The organism is Streptomyces sp. P17 (assembly GCF_032436805.1).
In the GTDB taxonomy this organism is placed as follows: domain Bacteria; phylum Actinomycetota; class Actinomycetes; order Streptomycetales; family Streptomycetaceae; genus Streptomyces.
In genome coordinates this window covers 1-19,457 of sequence record NZ_JAVRBF010000015.1, presented here as the reverse complement: position 1 = coordinate 19,457, position 19,457 = coordinate 1, and the positions used below count along the sequence as shown (strand labels likewise).

At 69.7% G+C, this 19,457-nt stretch carries 17 protein-coding genes, 1 tRNA gene and 1 pseudogene; 11 read left to right on the top strand and 8 right to left on the bottom strand.

Features of this window, described 5'->3' with window-relative positions; all coding sequences use genetic code 11:
- Positions 1-354 precede the first annotated feature (354 nt).
- Both RMT89_RS12220 and RMT89_RS12215 read left to right on the top strand, forming a co-directional pair.
- Complete coding sequence (locus RMT89_RS12220) at positions 355-1,743, top strand: NAD(P)/FAD-dependent oxidoreductase (protein WP_315883731.1); 1,389 nt, start codon at positions 355-357, stop codon at positions 1,741-1,743.
- Between the two features lie 173 nt (positions 1,744-1,916).
- Positions 1,917-3,206: a cyclopropane-fatty-acyl-phospholipid synthase family protein gene (locus RMT89_RS12215; RefSeq protein WP_315883730.1), complete on the top strand. Its 1,290-nt coding sequence runs from the start codon at positions 1,917-1,919 to the stop codon at positions 3,204-3,206.
- A 50-nt stretch (positions 3,207-3,256) separates the two neighbouring features.
- Here the strand turns inward: RMT89_RS12215 and RMT89_RS12210 are convergent, their stop codons facing one another.
- Together RMT89_RS12210 and RMT89_RS12205 are read right to left on the bottom strand one after the other, a co-directional pair.
- Positions 3,257-5,785, bottom strand: coding sequence for an FtsX-like permease family protein (locus RMT89_RS12210; RefSeq protein ID WP_315883729.1), 2,529 nt, complete (start codon positions 5,783-5,785; stop codon positions 3,257-3,259).
- Positions 5,785-6,555, bottom strand: a complete 771-nt coding sequence (locus RMT89_RS12205; RefSeq protein WP_315883728.1) for an ABC transporter ATP-binding protein — start codon at positions 6,553-6,555, stop codon at positions 5,785-5,787. Before RMT89_RS12205 ends, RMT89_RS12210 begins: the two co-directional genes overlap by 1 nt.
- A 393-nt stretch (positions 6,556-6,948) precedes the next feature.
- On the opposite strand from RMT89_RS12205, the gene RMT89_RS12200 reads away from it, so the two are divergent.
- From RMT89_RS12200 to RMT89_RS12190, 3 genes are all read left to right on the top strand, one after another.
- Positions 6,949-7,031 (top strand) — tRNA-Leu (locus RMT89_RS12200).
- A gap of 165 nt (positions 7,032-7,196) precedes the next feature.
- The gene (locus RMT89_RS12195) at positions 7,197-8,372 is read left to right on the top strand and encodes a 4-hydroxybenzoate 3-monooxygenase (RefSeq protein ID WP_315883727.1); all 1,176 of its coding nucleotides are present in this window, start codon (positions 7,197-7,199) and stop codon (positions 8,370-8,372) included.
- Positions 8,373-8,561: 189 nt separating this feature from the next.
- Entirely contained in the window at positions 8,562-9,473 is a 912-nt protein-coding gene (locus tag RMT89_RS12190; RefSeq protein ID WP_315883726.1) for a Bax inhibitor-1/YccA family protein, read from the top strand.
- A gap of 68 nt (positions 9,474-9,541) precedes the next feature.
- Here RMT89_RS12190 and RMT89_RS12185 read toward each other — a convergent pair whose 3' ends face one another.
- Positions 9,542-9,772 carry a DUF4287 domain-containing protein gene (locus RMT89_RS12185; protein ID WP_315883725.1) on the bottom strand — a complete coding sequence of 77 codons (231 nt, stop codon included), beginning with the start codon at positions 9,770-9,772 and terminating at the stop codon, positions 9,542-9,544.
- Positions 9,773-9,874: 102 nt separating this feature from the next.
- Between RMT89_RS12185 and RMT89_RS12180 the strand changes: the two genes are divergently transcribed.
- Positions 9,875-10,186, top strand: a complete 312-nt coding sequence (locus RMT89_RS12180; RefSeq protein WP_315883724.1) for a hypothetical protein — start codon at positions 9,875-9,877, stop codon at positions 10,184-10,186.
- Positions 10,187-10,281: 95 nt separating this feature from the next.
- On the opposite strand, the gene RMT89_RS12175 is transcribed toward RMT89_RS12180, so the two are convergent.
- From RMT89_RS12175 to RMT89_RS12160, 4 genes are all read right to left on the bottom strand, one after another.
- Entirely contained in the window at positions 10,282-11,064 is a 783-nt protein-coding gene (locus RMT89_RS12175; protein WP_315883824.1) for a hypothetical protein, read from the bottom strand.
- 275 nt (positions 11,065-11,339) lie between these two features.
- Positions 11,340-12,560: an acetyl-CoA C-acetyltransferase gene (locus RMT89_RS12170; protein ID WP_315883723.1), complete on the bottom strand. Its 1,221-nt coding sequence runs from the start codon at positions 12,558-12,560 to the stop codon at positions 11,340-11,342.
- Positions 12,561-12,601: 41 nt separating this feature from the next.
- Positions 12,602-12,979, bottom strand: coding sequence for a hypothetical protein (locus RMT89_RS12165; protein WP_315883722.1), 378 nt, complete (start codon positions 12,977-12,979; stop codon positions 12,602-12,604).
- Between the two features lie 114 nt (positions 12,980-13,093).
- Positions 13,094-14,122 (bottom strand): SGNH/GDSL hydrolase family protein, encoded by a 1,029-nt coding sequence (locus RMT89_RS12160; RefSeq protein ID WP_315883721.1) that lies wholly within the window; start codon positions 14,120-14,122, stop codon positions 13,094-13,096.
- Positions 14,123-14,279: 157 nt separating this feature from the next.
- On the opposite strand from RMT89_RS12160, the gene RMT89_RS12155 reads away from it, so the two are divergent.
- Positions 14,280-15,668, top strand: coding sequence for a cystathionine beta-synthase (locus RMT89_RS12155; RefSeq protein ID WP_315883720.1), 1,389 nt, complete (start codon positions 14,280-14,282; stop codon positions 15,666-15,668).
- 329 nt (positions 15,669-15,997) lie between these two features.
- On the opposite strand, the pseudogene RMT89_RS12150 reads toward RMT89_RS12155, so the two are convergent.
- A pseudogene (locus tag RMT89_RS12150) lies at positions 15,998-16,583 on the bottom strand (transcriptional regulator); the annotation flags it as partial.
- 532 nt (positions 16,584-17,115) lie between these two features.
- Between RMT89_RS12150 and RMT89_RS12145 the strand changes: the two are divergent.
- Genes RMT89_RS12145 through RMT89_RS12130 form a run of 4 tightly spaced genes read left to right on the top strand, consistent with a single transcriptional unit; the run spans position 17,116 to position 19,340 of the window.
- Positions 17,116-17,784, top strand: a complete 669-nt coding sequence (locus tag RMT89_RS12145) for a thioredoxin domain-containing protein (RefSeq protein ID WP_315883719.1) — start codon at positions 17,116-17,118, stop codon at positions 17,782-17,784.
- Positions 17,781-18,425, top strand: a complete 645-nt coding sequence (locus RMT89_RS12140) for a vitamin K epoxide reductase family protein (RefSeq protein ID WP_315883718.1) — start codon at positions 17,781-17,783, stop codon at positions 18,423-18,425. Before RMT89_RS12145 ends, RMT89_RS12140 begins: the two co-directional genes overlap by 4 nt.
- 51 nt (positions 18,426-18,476) lie before the next feature.
- Positions 18,477-18,824: a twin-arginine translocation signal domain-containing protein gene (locus RMT89_RS45930; protein ID WP_399497994.1), complete on the top strand. Its 348-nt coding sequence runs from the start codon at positions 18,477-18,479 to the stop codon at positions 18,822-18,824.
- 48 nt (positions 18,825-18,872) lie between these two features.
- A complete protein-coding gene (locus RMT89_RS12130; RefSeq protein ID WP_315883717.1) occupies positions 18,873-19,340 on the top strand; it encodes a metalloregulator ArsR/SmtB family transcription factor in 468 nt (155 codons plus the stop codon).
- The last annotated feature ends 117 nt before the right edge of the window (positions 19,341-19,457 follow it).

Here is a 19,457-nt window from a genome sequence, read left to right as displayed (position 1 = left end):
CTCCGTCGGGAAAAGTTCGTGAAGTTCTTCACAAGGAATTCGGCCCGGTCGGGGCACCGAAGGGGGGCCGGTTGGCCCTTCCGGGGGCCCAACACCCGCTTGAACATGTTCAGAAGGGGTGTGGGAGGGTTCCGGAGGAGGGGTTCGCGAGGGTGTGTTCCGGAGGGCTCACGGAGGCCTTCGACGCTCAGAGAGGCAGCTCACGCGGCATTGACAACGGTCCGCCCTACACGGTGGTTCCCCCTCGCCGCCATGACCTGGATCACGCGGGCTGCGGAGGATAGCACACCCCCTGCAGAAGCTTGTGAAGGGGCGCACGAGCGACCCCCCTGGGGCGGGTGGATACTCGATGGCATGAGCACCACGGAGCGTCCCAGGATCCTCGTAGTAGGCGGTGGGTACGTAGGCCTGTACGCAGCTCGGCGCATTCTCAAGAAGATGCGCTACGGAGAGGCGACCGTCACGGTCGTCGACCCCCGGTCGTACATGACCTACCAGCCCTTCCTCCCCGAAACCGCCGCCGGCAGCATCTCCCCGCGCCACGTCGTCGTCCCGCTGCGACGCGTGCTGCCCAAGGCGGAGGTCCTCACCGGCCGGGTCACCACCATCGACCAGGACCGCAAGGTCGCCACGATCGCCCCCCTCGTGGGCGAGGCGTACGAGCTGCCGTTCGACTACCTGGTCATCGCGATGGGCGCGGTCTCGCGCACTTTCCCGATCCCCGGCCTCGCCGAGCAGGGCATCGGCATGAAGGGCATCGAGGAGGCCATCGGCCTGCGCAACCACGTGCTGGAGCAGCTGGACAAGGCCGACTCCACCACCGACGAGGAGATCCGCCGCAAGGCGCTCACCTTCGTCTTCATCGGCGGTGGCTTCGCGGGCGCGGAAACCATCGGCGAGGTCGAGGACATGGCCCGCGACGCGGCCAAGTACTACACCAACGTCTCCCGTGAGGACATGCGGTTCGTCCTCGTCGACGCCGCCGACAAGATCCTCCCCGAGGTCGGCCCCAAGCTCGGCCAGTACGGCAAGGAGCACCTGGAGGCCCGCGGGGTCGAGGTCTACCTCTCCACCTCCATGGACTCCTGCGTCGACGGCCACGTGGTGCTGAAGAACGGCCTTGAGGTCGACTCCAACACCATCGTGTGGACCGCCGGCGTCAAGCCGAACCCGGCCCTGTCCCGCTTCGGTCTGCCGCTCGGCCCCCGCGGTCACGTCGACTGCGAGCCGACGCTCCAGGTCAAGGGCACCGACTACATCTGGGCCGCCGGTGACAACGCCCAGGTCCCGGACCTCGTCGGCCGCAAGGCGGGCAACGAGAACGCCTGGTGCCCGCCGAACGCCCAGCACGCGCTGCGGCAGGCGAAGGTCCTCGGCGACAACGTGGTCTCCGGTATGCGGGGCTTCCCGCAGAAGGACTACGCCCACGCCAACAAGGGTGCTGTGGCGGGCCTCGGCCTCCACAAGGGCGTCGCGATGATCGTCATGGGCAAGATGAAGATCAAGCTCAAGGGCCGGCTCGCGTGGTACATGCACCGCGGCTACCACGGCATGGCGATGCCGACCTGGAACCGCAAGATCCGCGTCTTCGCCGACTGGACGCTCGGCATGTTCCTCAAGCGCGAGGTCGTCGCCCTGGGTGCTCTTGAGTCCCCGCGCGAGGAGTTCTACGAGGCCGCCAAGCCGGCGCCCGCGCCGGTCGCCGCCGTGAGCAAGACCGAGCAGAAGGCGAAGGCCTCCTGACGGCCGCAGCCCGCTGATCCCAGCCGAAGGACCTCCTGCCATCCGTGGTGCAGGGGGTCCTTCGGTCTTTTCCGGGCAGGGAAGTCTTAACGCAGATGGGGGACTGCGCCGCCGCCCCGTTGGTGTTTACGTGGGTAGTGGACATTCCGGGATCACCGTCATGGAGGTGCGCCATGGCAGACGCCGCGCTGCGGCTGAAGGGCCTCGTCGAACAGTTGCTGGGAGCGCCGCTCCCGATGCGTATCCGCGCCTGGGACGGATCACAGACGGGCCCGCCGGGCGCACCGCTGCTGATCGTCCGTAACCGCCGTGCCGTGCGCCGGCTCCTGTGGCGGCCGGGCGAACTCGGCCTCGCCCGCGCCTGGGTGGCCGGCGACCTGGACGTCGAGGGGGATCTGTACGCCGCCCTCGGTGCGCTCTCCGGCTTCCTGTGGGAGCGCGGCGAGGACGCCCGCTCGCTCGCCGAGGCGCTGCGCGACCCGGAGGTGCGCTCGGCGGTCAGAGGACTCGTCGCCCTGGGCGGGCCGCTGCCCCCGCCCGCGCCCCCCGAGGAGGAGGTCCGCAGACGCCGCGGCCACCTCCACACCAAGCGCACCGACAGACGCGCCATCAGCCACCACTACGACGTCGGCAACGACTTCTACGAGATCGTCCTCGGCCCCTCGATGGTGTACTCCTGCGCCTACTGGGAGGATGCCGGGACGCTGGAGGACGCCCAGCGCGACAAACTCGACCTGGTCTGCCGCAAGCTCGGCCTGGGGCCCGGGATGCGGCTCCTGGACGTCGGCTGCGGCTGGGGTTCCATGGCGATCCACGCCGCCCGGGAGTACGGCGTGAGCGTCGTCGGCATCACGCTGTCGCAGGAGCAGGCGGCGTACGCCCGCAAGCGCGCCGCCGACGAGGGACTCACCGACCGGATCGAGATCCGCGTACAGGACTACCGCGATGTGGCGGACGGGCCCTACGACGCGATCGCCTCCATCGGGATGGCCGAACACGTCGGCGCCGAGCGGTACTTGGAGTACGCCGATGTGCTGCACCGGCTGCTGAAGCCCGGCGGCCGGCTGCTCAACCACCAGATCGGCCGGCGTCCCCAGCGCGACGAGTCCTCGTACCGCGTCGACGAGTTCATCGACGCCTACGTCTTCCCCGACGGCGAGCTCCAGCCCGTCGGTGTCACCGTCGGCCAGCTGGAACGCGCCGGGTTCGAGGTGCGGGACGTCGAGTCGATCCGGGAGCACTACGCCCTCACCCTGCGCCGGTGGGTCGCCCGTCTGGAGGCCGACTGGGACCGGGCGGTACGGCTCACCAGCCCCGGCCGGGCCCGCGTCTGGCGCCTGTACATGGCCGCCTCGGCGCTCGCCTTCGAGCGCAACCGCATCGGCGTCAACCAGGTCCTGGCGGTCCGCACCCCCGAGTCGGGCGCCTCCGGGATGCCGCTGAGATCCCGGACCTGGAACTGACGAAGGGCCCCGCCTCCGTGACGGAAGCGGGGCCCTTGTTCTCCTTGCCGCTACTCCGACTTGATCGCCGTCAGCATGTTCAGCCGCGCCGCCCGCCGGGCCGGCCACAGCGCCGCCAGCACCCCCACGGTCGCCGCCAGCAGCAGGAAGACACCCATCCGGGCCCAGGGCAGGACCAGTTCGTACGTCGCCATCCTCGACGCCAGCAGTTCACCGGCCGCCCAGCCGAAGAACACGCCGAGACCGATGCCCAGCACCCCGCCGAACAGCGAGATCACCAGGGACTCCAGACGGACCATCCGCTTGATGCCTTTGCGGTCCAGGCCGATGGCGCGGAGCATGCCGATCTCCTGCGAGCGCTCGAACACCGACATCGCGAGGGTGTTGATGACGCCGAGGACCGCCACGATCACCGCCATGGCGAGCAGGCCGTAGACCATGTTGAGGATCAGCGTGAACATCTGCGCGATCTCGTTGGACAGGTCCTTCTTGTCCTGGACCTTGATCGCCGGGTTGGAGCCGAGGGCCTTCTCCAGCGCGTCCTTCGTCTGCTCCGAGGCCCCGTCGGCCGTCTTCACCATGACCTGCATGTCGGCCGGGTCGGTGACGTGCGGGGCGAGGGTGGCGTTGTCGAGCATGATCCCCTGGATCATCTCGTTGCCCTCGTACACCCCGGCGACGGTCAGCTTCTGCGCCTTGCCGTCCTCGTAGTGCGCGGTGAAGGCCGAACCGGCCCGCCAGCCATGGGACTCGGCGGTCTCGTCGTCGACGACGACCTCCGTGCCGCCGACCCTGAAGGCGCCGCTGTCCATGGGCAGTTCGGTCAGATCGGCGATCGAGGAGCCGTTGACGCCGGTCAGGTACTCGGTGTCGCCGTCGATCCGGGAGGGGGCGTTGCGCAGCGGGCTGGTGGCGGTGACGCCGTCCAGCTCGCGCAGCTTCCTGTCGACGTCCGGCGAGAGCTCGTTGCCGTTCGCCATGGAGACCACGTAGTCCGCGCGCAGCGCCGAGCTGGCCATCTTGTCGATGCCCTGCTGGAGGCTGCCCGCCATCACCGTCATACCGGTGATCAGGGTGAGCCCGATCATCAGCGCGGAGGCGGTGGCGGCCGTACGGCGCGGATTGCGGACCGAGTTCTGCCGGGCGAGCTTGCCTGAGACTCCGAAGATCCGCAGCACCGGCGAGGCCGCCGCGATCAGCGGGCGGGACAGCAGGGGCGTCAGGATGAAGACGCCGATGATCAGCAGGACCGCGCCGAGCCCCATCGGGGCCTGGCCGTCCGAGCCGTCCATCGCGGTCGCCGCCAGCACGACCGCGACACCCGCGCCGGAGAACAGCGCGCCGAGCGTGTTGCGCAGCACCAGCGACTTGGTCGTCGCCTGCGCGTGCAGGCTGCTCATCGCCGCCACCGGCGGGATCTTCGCCGCCCGGCGGCCGGGCAGCCAGGCCGCCAGCATGGTGATCACCACGCCGACCGCGAGGGCGGTCACGATGGTGCCGGACGAGATCACCAGCGGTCCGTCGGGGACGGTCGCGCCGAGCGTGCCCATCAGGGAGCGCAGTCCGGCCCCGATGCCGATGCCCGCGACCAGACCGGCCACCGCGGCCACCGCACCCACCACGAACGCCTCGATCAGCACCGACCGCGTGACCTGCTTGCGCGAGGCGCCGACCGCGCGCAGCAGCGCCAGCTCCTTGGTGCGCTGGGCGACCAGCATGGTGAAGGTGTTGGCGATGATGAACGTGCCGACGAAGAGCGAGATACCGGCGAACACCAGCATCCCCTGCTTCAGCCCGCTCATCGACGAGGAGATCGTCTCGGCCTGGTCGTCGGCGAGCTGGGTGCCCGTGGTGGTCTCCACCAGGTTCTTCGGCAGCGCCTCGTCGAGCGCGGCCTTGAGCTGGGTCTGGCTGGTGCCGGCCGCCGCCTTCACGTCGATCTCGTCGTACGTGCCCGTCTTGCCGAACAGCTTCTGCGCGGTCGCCGTGTCGAACAGGGCGAGGCTGCCGCCGGCGGCGACATTGCCGTCGTCGGTGGTGAAGATTCCGACGATGGTGGGCTCCAGCACCGGTCCGTCGACGGACAGCCGGACGGTGTCGCCGACCTTGTACCCGGCGCGCTCGGCGGTCTCGGAGTCGATGAGGACCTCGTCCCGGCCGCTCGGCGTGTGCCCGTCGACGAGCGGGTACCGGGCGTCCTTGTCACCCCAGTAGTTCCCGCCCTGCGACTGGAAGCCGCCGCCGATGAGCTTGCCGTCCTTGTCGGCGATGGCGGTGAAGCCGTTCACGACGCCGATCGCGGAGGCGGCGCCGGGTACCTCGGCGGCCGTGTCGAGCTGAGCCGTCGTCAGCTCGGGAGTCTTGCCGATCGTACTGCCCTTGTCCTCCTGGGACTTGGGCTGTACGGCGACGTCGACCTGGTCGAAGCCCTCGGCGGAGCTGTTCTGCAGGGCGTTGGAGAGGGAGTTGGTGAAGACCAGGGTGCCGGAGACGAACGCGACGCCGAGCATGACGGCGAGCACGGTCATCAGCAGCCGGGCCTTGTGCGCGAGGACGTTGCGCAGGGCGGTGCGGAACATCAGCTGGTGCGGCCCTTCGCGTCGAACTGCTTCATGAAGTCGAGGACGTTGTCGGCGGTCGGCTGACACATCTCGTCCACGATCCGGCCATCGGCGAGGAAGACCACCCGGTCGGCGTAGGCCGCGGCCACCGGGTCATGGGTGACCATCACGACGGTCTGCCCCAACTCCCTTACGGAGTTGCGGAGAAAGCCCAGGACCTCGGCGCCGGAGCGGGAGTCGAGGTTTCCGGTCGGCTCGTCGCCGAAGATGATGTCCGGCCGGGAGGCGAGCGCGCGGGCCACGGCGACACGCTGCTGCTGGCCGCCGGAGAGCTGGGAGGGCCGGTGCGAGAGGCGGTCCTTGAGGCCCACCATCTGGATCACCGAGTCCAGCCACTGCTTGTCCGGCTTCCGCCCCGCGATGTCCATCGGGAGGGTGATGTTCTCCAGCGCGGTCAGCGTCGGCAGCAGGTTGAACGCCTGGAAGATGAAGCCGATCTTGTCCCGGCGCAACTTGGTGAGCTGCTTGTCCTTCAGTGAGCCCAGCTCGGTCTCACCGACGCGCACGGAACCGGAGGAGAAGGTGTCCAGGCCCGCCACGCAGTGCATCAGCGTGGACTTGCCGGAGCCGGACGGGCCCATGATCGCGGTGAACTCGGCCTGCCGGAAATCGACGGAGACCCGGTCCAGGGCGACCACCTGGGTCTCGCCCTGTCCGTAGATCTTCGACAGATCCGTGGCGCGCGCGGCCACGGCGGTGGCCCGGCCGGCGATGGAGGTGGTGGTCACGTGAAGGCGCTCCTCGACAGAAGACGGAAGTGTTCGGGGGACGTCTTCCATCGTCATGGCCGCCGGTGTCCGTGTAGTCAGCCGCTGTTCCGGTTCCGAAGGCAGACTCGGGTCGCACCGAGCGCGGCGGCGTCATACCTGGGGATGACGGCGGCCCCTGAGAGCCCGGCTGTCGAGAACAGGTGGAGCGTCCTTGTTCGGGCGGTGAAATTCCGTCATTCCGCATGCGTGGCCGGGCACCGGTTGCAAGGCTATTGGCAAGTGCGGATGGCCCGTACCGTGGGCTGATGCACCCTCAGACGTCAATAAAATAAGACAACATCGGGCCGTCCTTCCGCTGTTCGGGGGACGCATCCCGATAGGCTCGGAACCTCGACGCGGAGCCCAGGGCCTGCCCGGATGGTGGAATGCAGACACGGCGAGCTTAAACCTCGCTGCCCCTCGCGGGCGTACCGGTTCAAGTCCGGTTCCGGGCACCTCCGACCTACGCTCGGCCGCCGATTCGCGGCCCTTTCCGTGCACCCTTCATCGAGAACTTCACCGCAGGGACCGTTGACAGCGGGCGGTTGCGCTCGGAGACTCACGGCATCAAGTCAGTGAAGTAAATTTCACCAGACGAACACCGCGGAAGGGAACGACCGATGCGCACCACCGTCGGCATCATCGGAGCCGGCCCCGCAGGCCTCCTCCTCGCCCGGCTCCTGACCAACGCGGGAATCGACTCGGTCGTCCTGGAGAGCCGCGACCGCGCCTATGTCGAGCAGCGCCAGCGGGCCGGAATCCTGGAACAGGGCACCGTCGACGTCCTGCGCGCGGCCGGGGCCGGCGAGCGCATGGACCGCGAGGGCCTGCGCCACGACGGCATGGAGCTGCGCTACGACCGCACCCGGCACCGCGTCGACTTCCCCGCCCTCACCGGCGGCCGGTCGGTGATGGTCTACGCCCAGACCGAGGTCTGCAAGGACCTCATCGCCCTCCAGTTGAAGGACGGCGGCCCGCTCCTCTTCGAGGCGGAGGCGCTGGCCGTCGAGGACGCCGACAGCGACCGCCCGCGCATCCGCTTCCGGCACGAGGGCCGCGAGGACGTCCTGGAGTGCGACTACGTCGTGGGCTGCGACGGCTTCTGGGGCGTGGCGAGGAAGACGATCCCCGCGGAGCTGAGCCGGACCTTCGAGCGGACGTACCCCTTCGCCTGGCTCGGCATCCTGGCCGATGTCCCGCCGTCCCACGACGAGCTGGTGTACGCCCGTCACGACCGCGGCTTCGCCCTCCTGTCCATGCGCTCCCCGTCCGTCTCCCGCCTCTACCTCCAGGTGCCCGGGGGCACCGCACCCGAGGCCTGGTCCGACGACGAGATCTGGGCCGAGCTGGAGCGCCGCTTCGAGACCGACGACGACTGGCGGCTCGACCGCGGCCCGATCACCCAGAAGTCGGTCACCCCCATGCGCTCCTACGTCCATGAGCCCATGCGCCACGGCCGGCTCTTCCTCGCCGGGGACGCGGCGCACATCGTGCCGCCGACCGGGGCCAAGGGGCTGAACCTGGCCGTGGGGGACGTCGTCACCTTCGCGCGGGCGCTGACGTACGAGAAGGAGACCGGGTCGGCCGAGCTGCTCGACGCCTATTCGGTGACCTGTCTGCGGCGGGTGTGGCAGGCCGAGCGGTTCTCCTACGACATGACGACGCTGCTGCACCGCGCCCCGGACGCCACCCCGTTCGAGGACCGGCTCCAGCTCGCCCGGCTGGCGCGGATCACGTCCTCGCGGGCCGCCGAGACCGAGCTGGCCGAGGCGTACACGGGCTTCCCGGTCGACTGATCACCGATGGGTTCCGGCCATGTAGCGGCTTGGTCATGAATGAGGGCCTCCGGTGCCGGGAATCACGGATCCGCGTAGCGTGTTGCGCAGCACAGCGAGGGAAAGATCCTCCCCAAGCACTAGGGTCTTTCTTTTGCCTTTCCATTACTCTTGAGCCCAAGGCCCACAAGGTGGCCATGGAGGAGTGAAATGAGGAGCAGCAACCCGGTCTTCTCGCGACGGGGGTTCAGCCGCGACAACGGCTACGCGGGCTTCAGCGCCCAGCCGCAGGCCGGGGGCGCCGCTGTGGGCACGCAGGGCAACCCGTATGCCCAGCCGCAGGGGGCCACCCCCTACGCCCAGAACCCGTACGCGCAGAACCCTTACGCCCAGCAGGACCTGCAGCACGGCGCGCCGCCGCAGGCCCCGGTCACCACTGGCCGGATGACGCTGGACGACGTCATCATGCGCACCGGCACGACCCTCGGCGTACTGATCGTCACCGCCGCGCTCGCCTGGGCGCTGCTGCCGGTCGACGACGCCAACATCAGCCGGTCCTACGGCATCGCCATCGGCGCCGGCCTGATCGGCATGGTCCTGGCGCTCGTGCAGTCCTTCAAGCGCAAGGCCTCGCCCGCGCTGATCCTGTCGTACGCCGCGTTCGAGGGTGTGTTCCTCGGCGTGGTCTCCAGCGTCGTCGACAACCGTCTCGCCGACGGTGCGGCCATGCAGGCCGTGCTCGGCACCATGGCGGTCTTCCTCAGCGTGCTGGTGGCGTACAAGGCGGGCTGGATCCGCGTCAACCGCCGCTTCGTCGGCTTCGTGATGGCGGCCGCGCTCGGCTTCATCCTGCTGATGGCGGTCAACCTGCTGTTCGCCGTCTTCGGCGGCGGTGACGGCCTCGGCTTCCGCAGCGGCCCGCTCGGCATCATCATGGGTGTCGTCGGCATCCTGCTCGGCGCCTGCTTCCTCGCCCTGGACTTCAAGCAGGTCGAGGACGGCATCGCCTACGGTGCCCCGCCCGAGGAGGCCTGGCTCGCCGCCTTCGGTCTCACCCTGACGCTGGTGTGGATCTACATGGAGTTCCTGAGGATCATCGCGATCCTCAACAGCAGCGACTAGTCGCCGCTTCGGAAGGGCCCCGGGTCGAGGACCCGGGGCCCTTCGGCGTCTGCGGAAACAGTGCGCGCCTAGAAGAACTTGCGCGCGGCCCTCCTCAGGTCGTACTCGTGGACGATCGCCTTCGCGTGGCCGTACGCGAGGTCGTATTCGTGGCGAAGCCAGCTGACCTTCTCCTCGAAGCGGACGAGGGCCGGGCCTTCTTCAACGGTGCGGAGCCAGTCGGAGACTTCGCGACCGGTGCAATGGGGGATGCGGGCGAGCATGTTGCGGTGGGTCTCCTCGGAGAGGACGTGGGACATCGGCGCCTCCGGACGCAGGGGATGTAAGCCGGTCCTTCAGGTCACCGTGCCTGAGCGTTCGCGTGTTGGCAACAGTGCGGGTGCGGCGCGTACGGTTGCGGCGTGGTGGATACGACGCGTCTGACCCGGGCTGTTGATCACTTCGCCGACCGTTTGCGGGCCGCGCCGCAGTCCCGGCTGCAACGGGGCGCTGCCGCGGAGGCGCTGGCGCTGGCCAGGGAGTTGGCTCGGCGGGCGCAGGTTTTGGAGGCGCCGGGAGTGGATCCTCGGGTGATGCCTGATGCGGGGATGTTCGCCGCGGCTGATCAAATCACCGTCGCCGTGCATGACTTGGGCCTCGTACTTACGGACGAGGCCCAAGTGGATGAAGCGCTGGAATTGGTGGCAGAAGCGCAGCAGAGGGCGGGGGTCTGAGGTCTCGATGGCGGGTGCGGCGCGGTGGGGGCTGGTCGCGCAGTTTCCCGCGCCCCTGAGGAGTTGCAGGACCCGGCGTCCCGGACTCCCGGCGCCTACAGGCTCGCTATGACCCTGTCCGCCAGGATGTACACGTTCTCCTCGCCGCACGCGAACGTCAGGGTGTACGCCCCCGAGATGCCCGAGCCGCCCAGCAGGACCGGGGTCTCGCCCGCGCGGAGGGCCGCGGCCAGGCGTTCCGCCGTTTCGCGGTGGCCCGGGGTCATGCAGAGGGTCGTGCCGTCGGCGAAGACGTAGACGTCGAGGGTGCCGAGGGGGCCCGGGCGGACGTCGGTCAGTTCCGTGGCGGAGGCGGCCAGTTCCTCAAGGGTGGCGACCGTACGCTCATGGTCGTTCACGACCGGTGACTGCACCGGTACGAAGTCCGGGTGCGAGGGGTGCCGGCGGCGGGCCGCGGCCAGCTCCGGGGACTCCCCGGCGAACTCGTCGGCGTCCGTGGTCGGCTCGGTGACCGGCTCCAGCGGCTCAAGGCCCGCGAAATCGGCCTGCCGGGGCAGGAACAGCTCGCTGTCGCTCAGGCCCAGCAGCGTCGGGGCGTCGGAGGCGTCACGGGCCTCCTGCGCCGCCCAGAACGCGCGCGCCTCGGCGAGCTCCCGCTCACGCTCCTCCGCCAGGGCCTCGGCCACGGCGGCACGTATCTCCTCGGTGTCCGCGGCCGGACGGGCGGCGGGCACCAGACCCCGGGCCGCGGCCGCGTTGTTCGCGGCGAGCTCGGTGTGCAGGGCCGCGACCTGTCGGCGCAGCACCATGAGCGTGCGCAGGACGGCGACGCCCACGGCGCCGGCGGCTGCCGTGGTGAGCAGCAGGGCGATCGGCATGGCGCTCACTGACGTACTCCCGGTTCAAAGTCGACCCCCGACTTCCTACATCAGCTTGAAGGGTGGACTAACCAGCTGTCAGTGCGTAACGTCACGAACCGGACAGGACTTTGGGCCTGGCAGGTACCGCTGAAACGCCTCTGACCTGCGTAAATCCCTCAACGGAGGGAGATAGGTCACATCCTGGGGGAGATTGGATCACAAAAAGGCCCAGAACCTGGGTGGTTACCGGGATCTGGGCCTATGGGTCACTCAGCGTCTCGCGACGACTACGGTCAGCTCAGCCGCTCGATGACCATCGCCATGCCCTGGCCGCCGCCGACGCACATCGTCTCCAGACCGAACTGCTTGTCGTGGAACTGGAGGGAGTTGATGAGCGTGCCGGTGATGCGGGCGCCGGTCATGCCGAAGGGGTGGCCGACGGCGATGGCACCGCCGTTGACGTTCAGCTTCTCCAGCGGGATGCCCAGGTCGCGGTAGGAGGGGATCACCTGCGCGGCGAACGCCTCGTTGATCTCGACCAGGTCGATGTCGTCGATGGTCAGGCCGGCCCGGCGCAGCGCCTGCTGCGAGGCGTCGACCGGGCCGAGGCCCATGATCTCGGGGGACAGGCCCGAGACACCGGTCGACACGATGCGGGCGAGCGGGGTCAGGCCGAGCTCGCGGGCCTTGGTGTCGCTCATGATGACGACCGCGGCGGCGCCGTCGTTCAGTGGGCAGCAGTTGGCGGCGGTGACCAGGCCGTCGGGGCGGAAGACGGGCTTGAGGCCCTGGACGCCCTCCAGGGTGACGCCGGGGCGGGGACCGTCGTCCTTCGAGACGACCGTGCCGTCGGGCAGGGTCACCGGGGTGATCTCGCGCTCCCAGAAGCCGTTCTTGATGGCTTCCTCGGCGAGGTTCTGCGAGCGGACGCCGAACTCGTCCATGTCCTGGCGGGTGACGCCCTTCCAGCGGGCGAGGTTCTCGGCGGTCTGGCCCATCGCGATGTAGGCGTCCGGGACGAGACCGTCCTCGCGCGGGTCGTGCCAGGTGGTGCCCTCCTGCTGGGCGACGGCCTCGGTACGGGCCTCGGCCTCGGCGAAGAAGGGGTTGTGCGTGTCGGGCAGCGAGTCGGAGTTGCCCTTGGTGAAGCGGGAGACCATCTCGACGCCGGCCGAGATGAAGACGTCGCCCTCGCCGGCCTTGATGGCGTGCAGGGCCATGCGGGAGGTCTGCAGCGAGGAGGAGCAGTACCGGGTGACGGTGCAGCCGGGGAGGTGGTCCATCCCCATCTGTACGGCCACGATCCGGCCGAGGTTGTTGCCCTGCTCACCGCCGGGCAGACCGCAGCCGAGCATCAGGTCGTCGATGTCCCGGGGGTCCAGCTCAGGGACCTTGGCGAGGGCGGCCTGGATGATCGTGGCGGTGAGGTCGTCCGGGCGCAGGTCCTTCAGGGAGCCCTTGAAAGCGCGGCCGATGGGGGAGCGGGCGGTCGAGACGATCACGGCTTCGGGCATCACGGCTCCAGACGACGACGGAAGAGGGTGCACGGGGGAAGTTACCCGTACGTAAGACTTCGGTCACCGCTATCCGGGTGTGATGCGGACCTCTTTTCCAAGCGCTTGCTTAGGTCCGGCTCGGGCGTCTCGGTCGCCGCCGGGGCGGTGGGCCTGGTGAACAGCCAGTCCACGGGCGGCTTGGTCAGCGGCTGGACCAGGCGGCGCACCCACGGCGAACCGAGCGTCGCGGCGAGCGGCACTCCGCACACCATCAGCGCGAGCAGCTCCACATGGGTGTCGGCGCGGGCGATGTGGCCCCGCTCCCGGAACGGCAGGATGACCAGCGGATGCAGCAGGTAGATGGTGAAGCCGCCCGAGCCGAGCGCGGAGACGAAAGGGGCTTTTCCGTCGCGGGGCTGTGCTCCTGACAGTAGCATGACAGCGGAAGCGCACCCTCGCGAAAGCCGGGGGTGATCCGGTTGCGCGGTACCGCTCGGACGGTGAACTGCGCGTGTACGGAAGGCGGCTCGCCAGGAGGGGCCGGCTCCGCTTCACACGCCGGACGGGCTGGTGGGGGACGGTTCCGCCTCCCCGACCCGCCGCCGGCGCCTGCGCTTGAGCAGCGCCCACGGACCCCGGGGTCCGGTCGGCATCGCCGCCGTGACCTCCGTACCCGCCTCGGACGCCGCCTCCGCCGCGGCCCGGGCCACCGGCAGGAAGCCCTCGCGGCGGGAGACGTCGGGGCGCTCCTCCTCCGCCGGCCACAGGCCGAGGGCCGCGCAGACCGTCGGGAGGACGGCCATCGCGGCTGTGGCGTAGCCCTCCGCCGACGGGTGGTAGCTGTCGGGGCCGAACAGCTCGCGCGGGTTCGCCGCGAACTCCGGGCCCAGCAGATCGCCCAGCGACACCGTACGGCCGCCCTGCTCGACGACGCCGATCGTCTGCGCGGCCGCGAGCTGCCGGGAGGCCCGCCGGGCCAGCCAGCGCAGGGGCTGCTGGACCGGCTCGATGGTGCCGAGGTCGGGGCAGGTGCCGACGACCACCTCGGCGCCGGCCGTGCGCAGCCGTCGTACCGCCGTCGCCAGATACCGCACCGAGCGGGTCGCCGGCATGCGGTGGGTGACGTCATTGGCCCCGATCATGATCACGCAGACGTCGGGCACCCGGTCGGAGTCCGCCAGGGTCAGCGCCACCTGGCGTTCCAGATCGTCGGAGCAGGCGCCGGGGAGAGCGACATTGCGCAGGTGCACCGGTCGCTCCGCCACCGCCGCAAGGCCCGACGCCAGCAGCGCGCCCGGCGTCTGTCCGGCCCGCCGTACGCCCTGGCCCGCGGCCGTGGAGTCGCCCAGCATCATCAGCCGCAGCGGAGGCTCACCGGCGGCGGTGCAGCCGTTGCCGTACAGGCCCTCCGCGCTCGGCGCGTGCGGGGCCGTGCCGTTGCCCACGGCGCGCTTGGCCAGCTGGACCTCGGCCAGCACCAGACCCACGGCGGCCGCGCCGGCCAGACCGATCCCGCCGCCGCCGTACGCGGCGCCGGCCGCGATCCGCCGGGCTACCCTCGCCCTCGACATGCTCGTCATGCGTCGCCGCCACCTCCTCGAACCCGTACATCCACTCCTTGCCCCGCACGGACCGTGGCCCAATCCCAACGGGGAGTGAACGACCGTCATGGCGGGCCCGGAGCCAATAGGCTGACGGCACCACTGACGACATCTTTTGCAGCATCCGGAGACAACGGTGCAATTCCACGACTCGATGATCAGTCTCGTCGGCAACACCCCGCTGGTGAGGCTCAACAGCGTGACCAAGGGCATCAAGGCGACCGTCCTGGCCAAGGTGGAGTACTTCAACCCGGGCGGTTCGGTGAAGGACCGGATCGCTCTGCGCATGATCGAGGCCGCGGAGGAGAGCGGCGCACTCAAGCCCGGCGGCACCATCGTCGAGCCGACCAGCGGCAACACCGGGGTCGGGCTCGCCATCGTGGCCCAGCAGAAGGGCTACAAGTGCATCTTCGTGTGCCCCGACAAGGTGAGCACCGACAAGATCAATGTGCTGCGGGCCTACGGGGCGGAGGTCGTCGTCTGCCCGACCGCCGTCGACCCCGAGCACCCGGACTCCTACTACAACGTCTCCGACCGGCTGGTCCGTGAGACGCCGGGCGCGTGGAAGCCCGACCAGTACTCCAACCCCAACAACCCGGCCTCGCACTACGCCTCCACCGGCCCCGAGCTGTGGGAGCAGACGGAGGGGAAGATCACCCACTTCGTGGCGGGCGTCGGCACCGGCGGCACCATCTCCGGCACCGGCCGCTATCTCAAGGACGTCAGCGACGGCAAGGTCCAGGTCGTCGGCGCCGACCCCGAGGGCTCGGTGTACTCGGGCGGCTCCGGGCGGCCGTACCTCGTCGAGGGCGTCGGTGAGGACTTCTGGCCGACCGCCTACGACCGCACGGTCGCCGACGAGATCGTGGCGGTCTCCGACAAGGACTCCTTCCAGATGACCCGCCGTCTCGCGAAGGAGGAGGGCCTGCTGGTCGGCGGCTCCTGCGGGATGGCCGTGGTCGCCGCGCTGCGCGTCGCCGAGCGGCTCGAAGAGGACGACGTGGTCGTCGTCCTCCTGCCGGACAGCGGTCGTGGCTACCTCAGCAAGATCTTCAACGACGAGTGGATGGCCGACTACGGCTTCCTGGAGGACGCGGGCCCGAGCGCCCGTGTCGCCGACGTGCTGAACGACAAGGAGCACGGCGCCATGCCGTCCCTCGTCCACATGCACCCCGACGAGACCGTCGGCCAGGCCATCGAGGTGCTGCGCGAGTACGGCGTCTCGCAGATGCCGATCGTCAAGCCGGGCGCGGGTCACCCGGACGTGATGGCGGCCGAGGTCGTCGGTTCCGTCGTGGAACGGGAGCTGCTCGACGCCCTGTTCACCAAGACGGCCTCCCTGGAGGACCCGCTGGAGAAGCACATGTCGGCCCCGCTGCCGCAGGTCGGCTCCGGCGAGCCCGTCGGCGACCTGATGTCCGTGCTCGGCAAGGCGGACGCGGCGATCGTCCTCGTCGAGGGCAAGCCCACCGGGGTGATCGGCCGTCAGGACCTGCTCGCCTTCCTCGCCAAGGGCGGGAAGTAGCGGCGAACGTACGGTGAACGGCCCGTGTCTGCGGCGAACTTGCGGTGATCAGCAGCCTTCGGGGCTTCGCGGAAGTGGTACGAGGGTGTCACGTCAGCGCAGCACCCGCTTAACACGGGTCCGGCACATTAGTGGGTGTCGGCAGGGCGGGAGCGGCTCCCCGCCCCAGCCGGCGCCGAACGTCCAAGGACCTCCGGAGCGGCTCCCGGACCTCCATGGACGCCGGACGTGAGACCCGGTCCTGACCCGGTCGACGTCCCTCGCGGGGACCGCCGTCGTCCCGCCCCCCGGCAACGGGGGTGCGGCGGTCCCCGCGGATAATTCCTGGATCAGCGGGCGGTACTGGCCCAACTCCCCAGCAACTGCAGCCGCTCCGCCGTCTCCGAGCCCGGCTCCGGCGTATGGACCACGATCGTCTGGTCCGGGTCGCCCTGGACCGTGAGCGTCTCGTAGGGCAGCGTCAGCAGGCCCGCCACCGGATGGCGGACGCGCTTCACCCCGCGTACACACGCCTTGACCTGGTGGTCGGCCCACAGGCGGCGGAAATCCTCGCTCTTGACGGAGAGTTCCGCGACCCGGGCGCACAGCTCGGGGTCGTCGGGATGGTGGCCCGCGTCCAGGCGCAGATGGGCCACCGTCTGTGCGGCCACCGAGGCCCAGTCGGGGTACAGGTCGCGCGCGGCGGGGTCGAGGAAGACATGGTGCGGCAGGTTGCGCCGGGCGCGTGGCATCCGGCTGAAGCGGTCACCGCGTCGCCGAGGGCGTTCCAGGCGAGGACGTCCAGATGCCGTCCCAGCACGAGGCGGGGTGGGTGTCCATGCCGTCCAGCAGCAGCCGCACGCTCGGCCGGACCCTGCACGTGGCGGGCCGGTGCTCTCCCGCCCGGCAGGGCCGGGCCACGGTCCGCAGATGTGCGACATCCCTTGAGTTCCCCTGAGCTCTGCCGAGTCCTTTCCCCTGTGGTCGTCCCGGGCCCCGGTCCTCGGGCACGAGGACGTCGAGTTCCTCGCGGAGTGCGGGGACGAGGATGAAGCGGGCGGTGTGGTACTTCGTCGCGGTCTTCCCGCCGCGGGTGCGGCACGGGCTGCCAGCCGGGGCTTCACACTTCGGACGGTTGTTTCGTTCCACCGCGTTTTCGGCTTGATCGGGCGTCAGGTCCACCCCGGAAGTCCGTCAGAACCATCTCGCACAACGTGCGGGTTGTGAGAGGACTTCTGCAAACGGCGACCTGCGGATTCGTGATCGACTCGGGGCCTCTCGCAGAACTCTCGCAACCGGTCATTTGTGAGAGTCCAAGGTTTCTTGAAATCCTCATGCGCCGGGTCGGAAGCCTGGAGGGCGGCGTCGATATATCAATGTCCGTTAGTGTGTCGATGCGTCGTCGGCCGTGTGCCGTGGGGGAGGCGCGCGTGTCCGTTGTTCCTGCCATCTCCTCGGCTGAAGGCTCATGACGAAGAACCTGAAGATCTCCCTCGCGCTGGTCGCCGTGGTCGCGGCGATCGTTGCTGCGCTGCTGGCGGCCAACCGCACGCCGGATGCGTCCACAACCGCCTCGGGCACCGGTGGGGGCAAGGTGGCTGATGCCTCCGTGCTGGTCCGCCCGGACAGTCACCGGCTGTCGACGGCGAAGGACGGCAAGGTCACGGTCGTGGAGTTCCTGGACCTGGAGTGCGAAGCCTGCCTGGCGGCCTTCCCCTCGGTGGAGCGGCTGCGCGAGGAGTACAAGGGCCGCGTGACGTTCGTGATGCGGTACTTCCCGATCCCCAGCCACAAGAACGCGGAGCTGGCCGCGCGAGCGGTGGAGGCCGCCTCCAAGCAGGGCAAGCTCGAAGCGATGTACAAGAAGATGTACGAGACCCAGGAGAGCTGGGGGGACCAGCAGGTCTCGCACGAGAAGACCTTCCGCGGCTTCGCCAAGGAGCTGGGGCTGGACATGAAGAAGTTCGAGGCGGACTGGAAGGACCCGGCCACCGCCAAGCGGGTGGCGAAGGACCGCAAGGACGGCGTCGCGCTCGGGGTGCAGGGCACGCCGACGTTCTTCATCAACGGCCAAAGGCCGCAGATCCGGTCGGAGGCGGACTTCAAGGCCGCCATCGAGGCGGAACTGGCCAAGTGACCGCGACCACGACATCCACTACGCCCCCGGCCCTGGGCGCGCAGCCGGCGGTGCCGGTGGGGCAGCGTCTGGTGGCCCTGGTCCTCACCATCGGGGGCGCGATCGGCCTGCTGGCCGCCTTCACGCTGACGGTGGAGAAGATCGCCCTGCTGAAGGACCCCTCATACAGTCCCTCCTGCAGCATCAACCCGGTCCTCAGCTGCGGGTCGGTGATGACCACGCCGCAGGCGGAGGTGTTCGGCTTCCCCAATCCGCTGCTGGGCATCGCCGGCTTCGCCGTCGTCACGGTGCTCGGGGTGGTACTGCTGACCGGGGCGGTTTTCCCGCGCTGGATGTGGTGGGGCCTTGTGGCCGGGGTCGTCTTCGGTGCGGTGTTCGTGCACTGGCTGATCTTCCAGAGCCTGTACCGGATCGGCGCGCTGTGCCCGTACTGCATGGCCGTGTGGACGGTGATGATCCCCGTCTTCTGGTACACCACCCTGCATGCCGTCACCCGCGGGCAGCTGCCCGTGCCCGCCCGGGTGCGCGCTGCGGCGGGCGCGGTGGCCGGCTATCACGGCGTGGTTCTGACCGCCTGGTACCTGATCATCGCCGTGCTGATCCTTCAGCGGTTCTGGCTCTACTGGACCAGCCTGCTCTGACCTCCAGGCCCCACGTCTGTCCCTGAGCGCACTGCACGAAGGAACATCGCGATGCCTCCGTCCCCGACCGTCCCGGGCGGTCCCCGGATATCCCGGCGGGCTGCCCTGGCCGGCGCCGCCCTGGCCGGCGTCCTGGCCGTCTTCGGCTGCGGCCAGGACGACCCTGCCTCGAAGCCGGCCGCATCATCCGGTGACCAGCGGCTGACTCACCTGGCCCCGGCCGAACGCAAGACGGCACCCGACATCAGCGGCGAGACCCTCAAGGCCCATTACCAATGGGTCATGCGCATCGGCGGCGCCATGATGATCGCCACCGGACTGCTGATGATCACCGGGGTCTGGAGCGACCTGATCAGCCAGATGCAGTCCTGGACGGCCGGCCACACCGTCGGCATCTGACCCCCGCCCGCGCCACGGGCACCGAATGACCGAATGAAGGAATGAGACGTGGACGTGCGCAAGGAGCAGGACGGCTCCTGCGATCTGCTGTGCCTGGACCTGCCCGTGGCCGAGACCATCCGTAGCCGCATGCCGCCCCTGCCCGGCCTGGAGAGCGCCGCGGCGGCCGCCAAGGCCCTGGCCGACCCCACCCGCCTGAAGGTGGCCGCGGCCCTGGCCGAGGGCGGCGAGCTGTGCGTGTGCGACCTGGCCTGGGTCATCGGCCAGGCCCAGAACCTCGTCTCCCACCACCTGCGCCAGCTGCGCCACGCCGGCCTTGCCACCTCACGGCGTCAGGGACGGCTGGTGATGTACACACTCACCGACCGCGGCCGCACCCTGACCAGCGCCGTCCTCAACCCCGCATTTGCTGCCCGCCACGACACGAATGCGGCACGAACGGCGCCGCCGACGGAGCCGGCGAACCCGCCGCAGTCTCCGGTGCGAGCGACTCCCCCTACCGCGGGACCACGCTGAGCAAGCCCTTCGCCAGGCCGGGGCTGGTGCTGACCGGGCACTGCGCTAGGGGGTGTTTTGAAAGTCCCGCACAGCACCCACGGCGCCCGGCACGCACCCTCGCCGCACCGGCCAAAG

Bases quoted from the DNA above. Each gene is read 5' to 3' on its own strand.
- RMT89_RS12175 (WP_315883824.1), bottom strand. From the start codon at position 11,064: ATGCCGATCGCCCTGCTGCTCACCACGGCAGCCGCCGGCGCCGTGGGC.
- RMT89_RS45930 (WP_399497994.1), top strand. From the start codon at position 18,477: ATGCCTCCGTCCCCGACCGTCCCGGGCGGTCCCCGGATATCCCGGCGG.
- RMT89_RS12210 (WP_315883729.1), bottom strand. From the start codon at position 5,785: ATGTTCCGCACCGCCCTGCGCAACGTCCTCGCGCACAAGGCCCGGCTG.
- RMT89_RS12185 (WP_315883725.1), bottom strand. From the start codon at position 9,772: ATGTCCCACGTCCTCTCCGAGGAGACCCACCGCAACATGCTCGCCCGC.
- RMT89_RS12220 (WP_315883731.1), top strand. From the start codon at position 355: ATGAGCACCACGGAGCGTCCCAGGATCCTCGTAGTAGGCGGTGGGTAC.
- RMT89_RS12145 (WP_315883719.1), top strand. From the start codon at position 17,116: ATGACGAAGAACCTGAAGATCTCCCTCGCGCTGGTCGCCGTGGTCGCG.
- RMT89_RS12190 (WP_315883726.1), top strand. From the start codon at position 8,562: ATGAGGAGCAGCAACCCGGTCTTCTCGCGACGGGGGTTCAGCCGCGAC.
- RMT89_RS12170 (WP_315883723.1), bottom strand. From the start codon at position 12,560: ATGCCCGAAGCCGTGATCGTCTCGACCGCCCGCTCCCCCATCGGCCGC.
- RMT89_RS12165 (WP_315883722.1), bottom strand. From the start codon at position 12,979: ATGCTACTGTCAGGAGCACAGCCCCGCGACGGAAAAGCCCCTTTCGTC.
- RMT89_RS12215 (WP_315883730.1), top strand. From the start codon at position 1,917: ATGGCAGACGCCGCGCTGCGGCTGAAGGGCCTCGTCGAACAGTTGCTG.
- RMT89_RS12160 (WP_315883721.1), bottom strand. From the start codon at position 14,122: ATGACGAGCATGTCGAGGGCGAGGGTAGCCCGGCGGATCGCGGCCGGC.
- RMT89_RS12195 (WP_315883727.1), top strand. From the start codon at position 7,197: ATGCGCACCACCGTCGGCATCATCGGAGCCGGCCCCGCAGGCCTCCTC.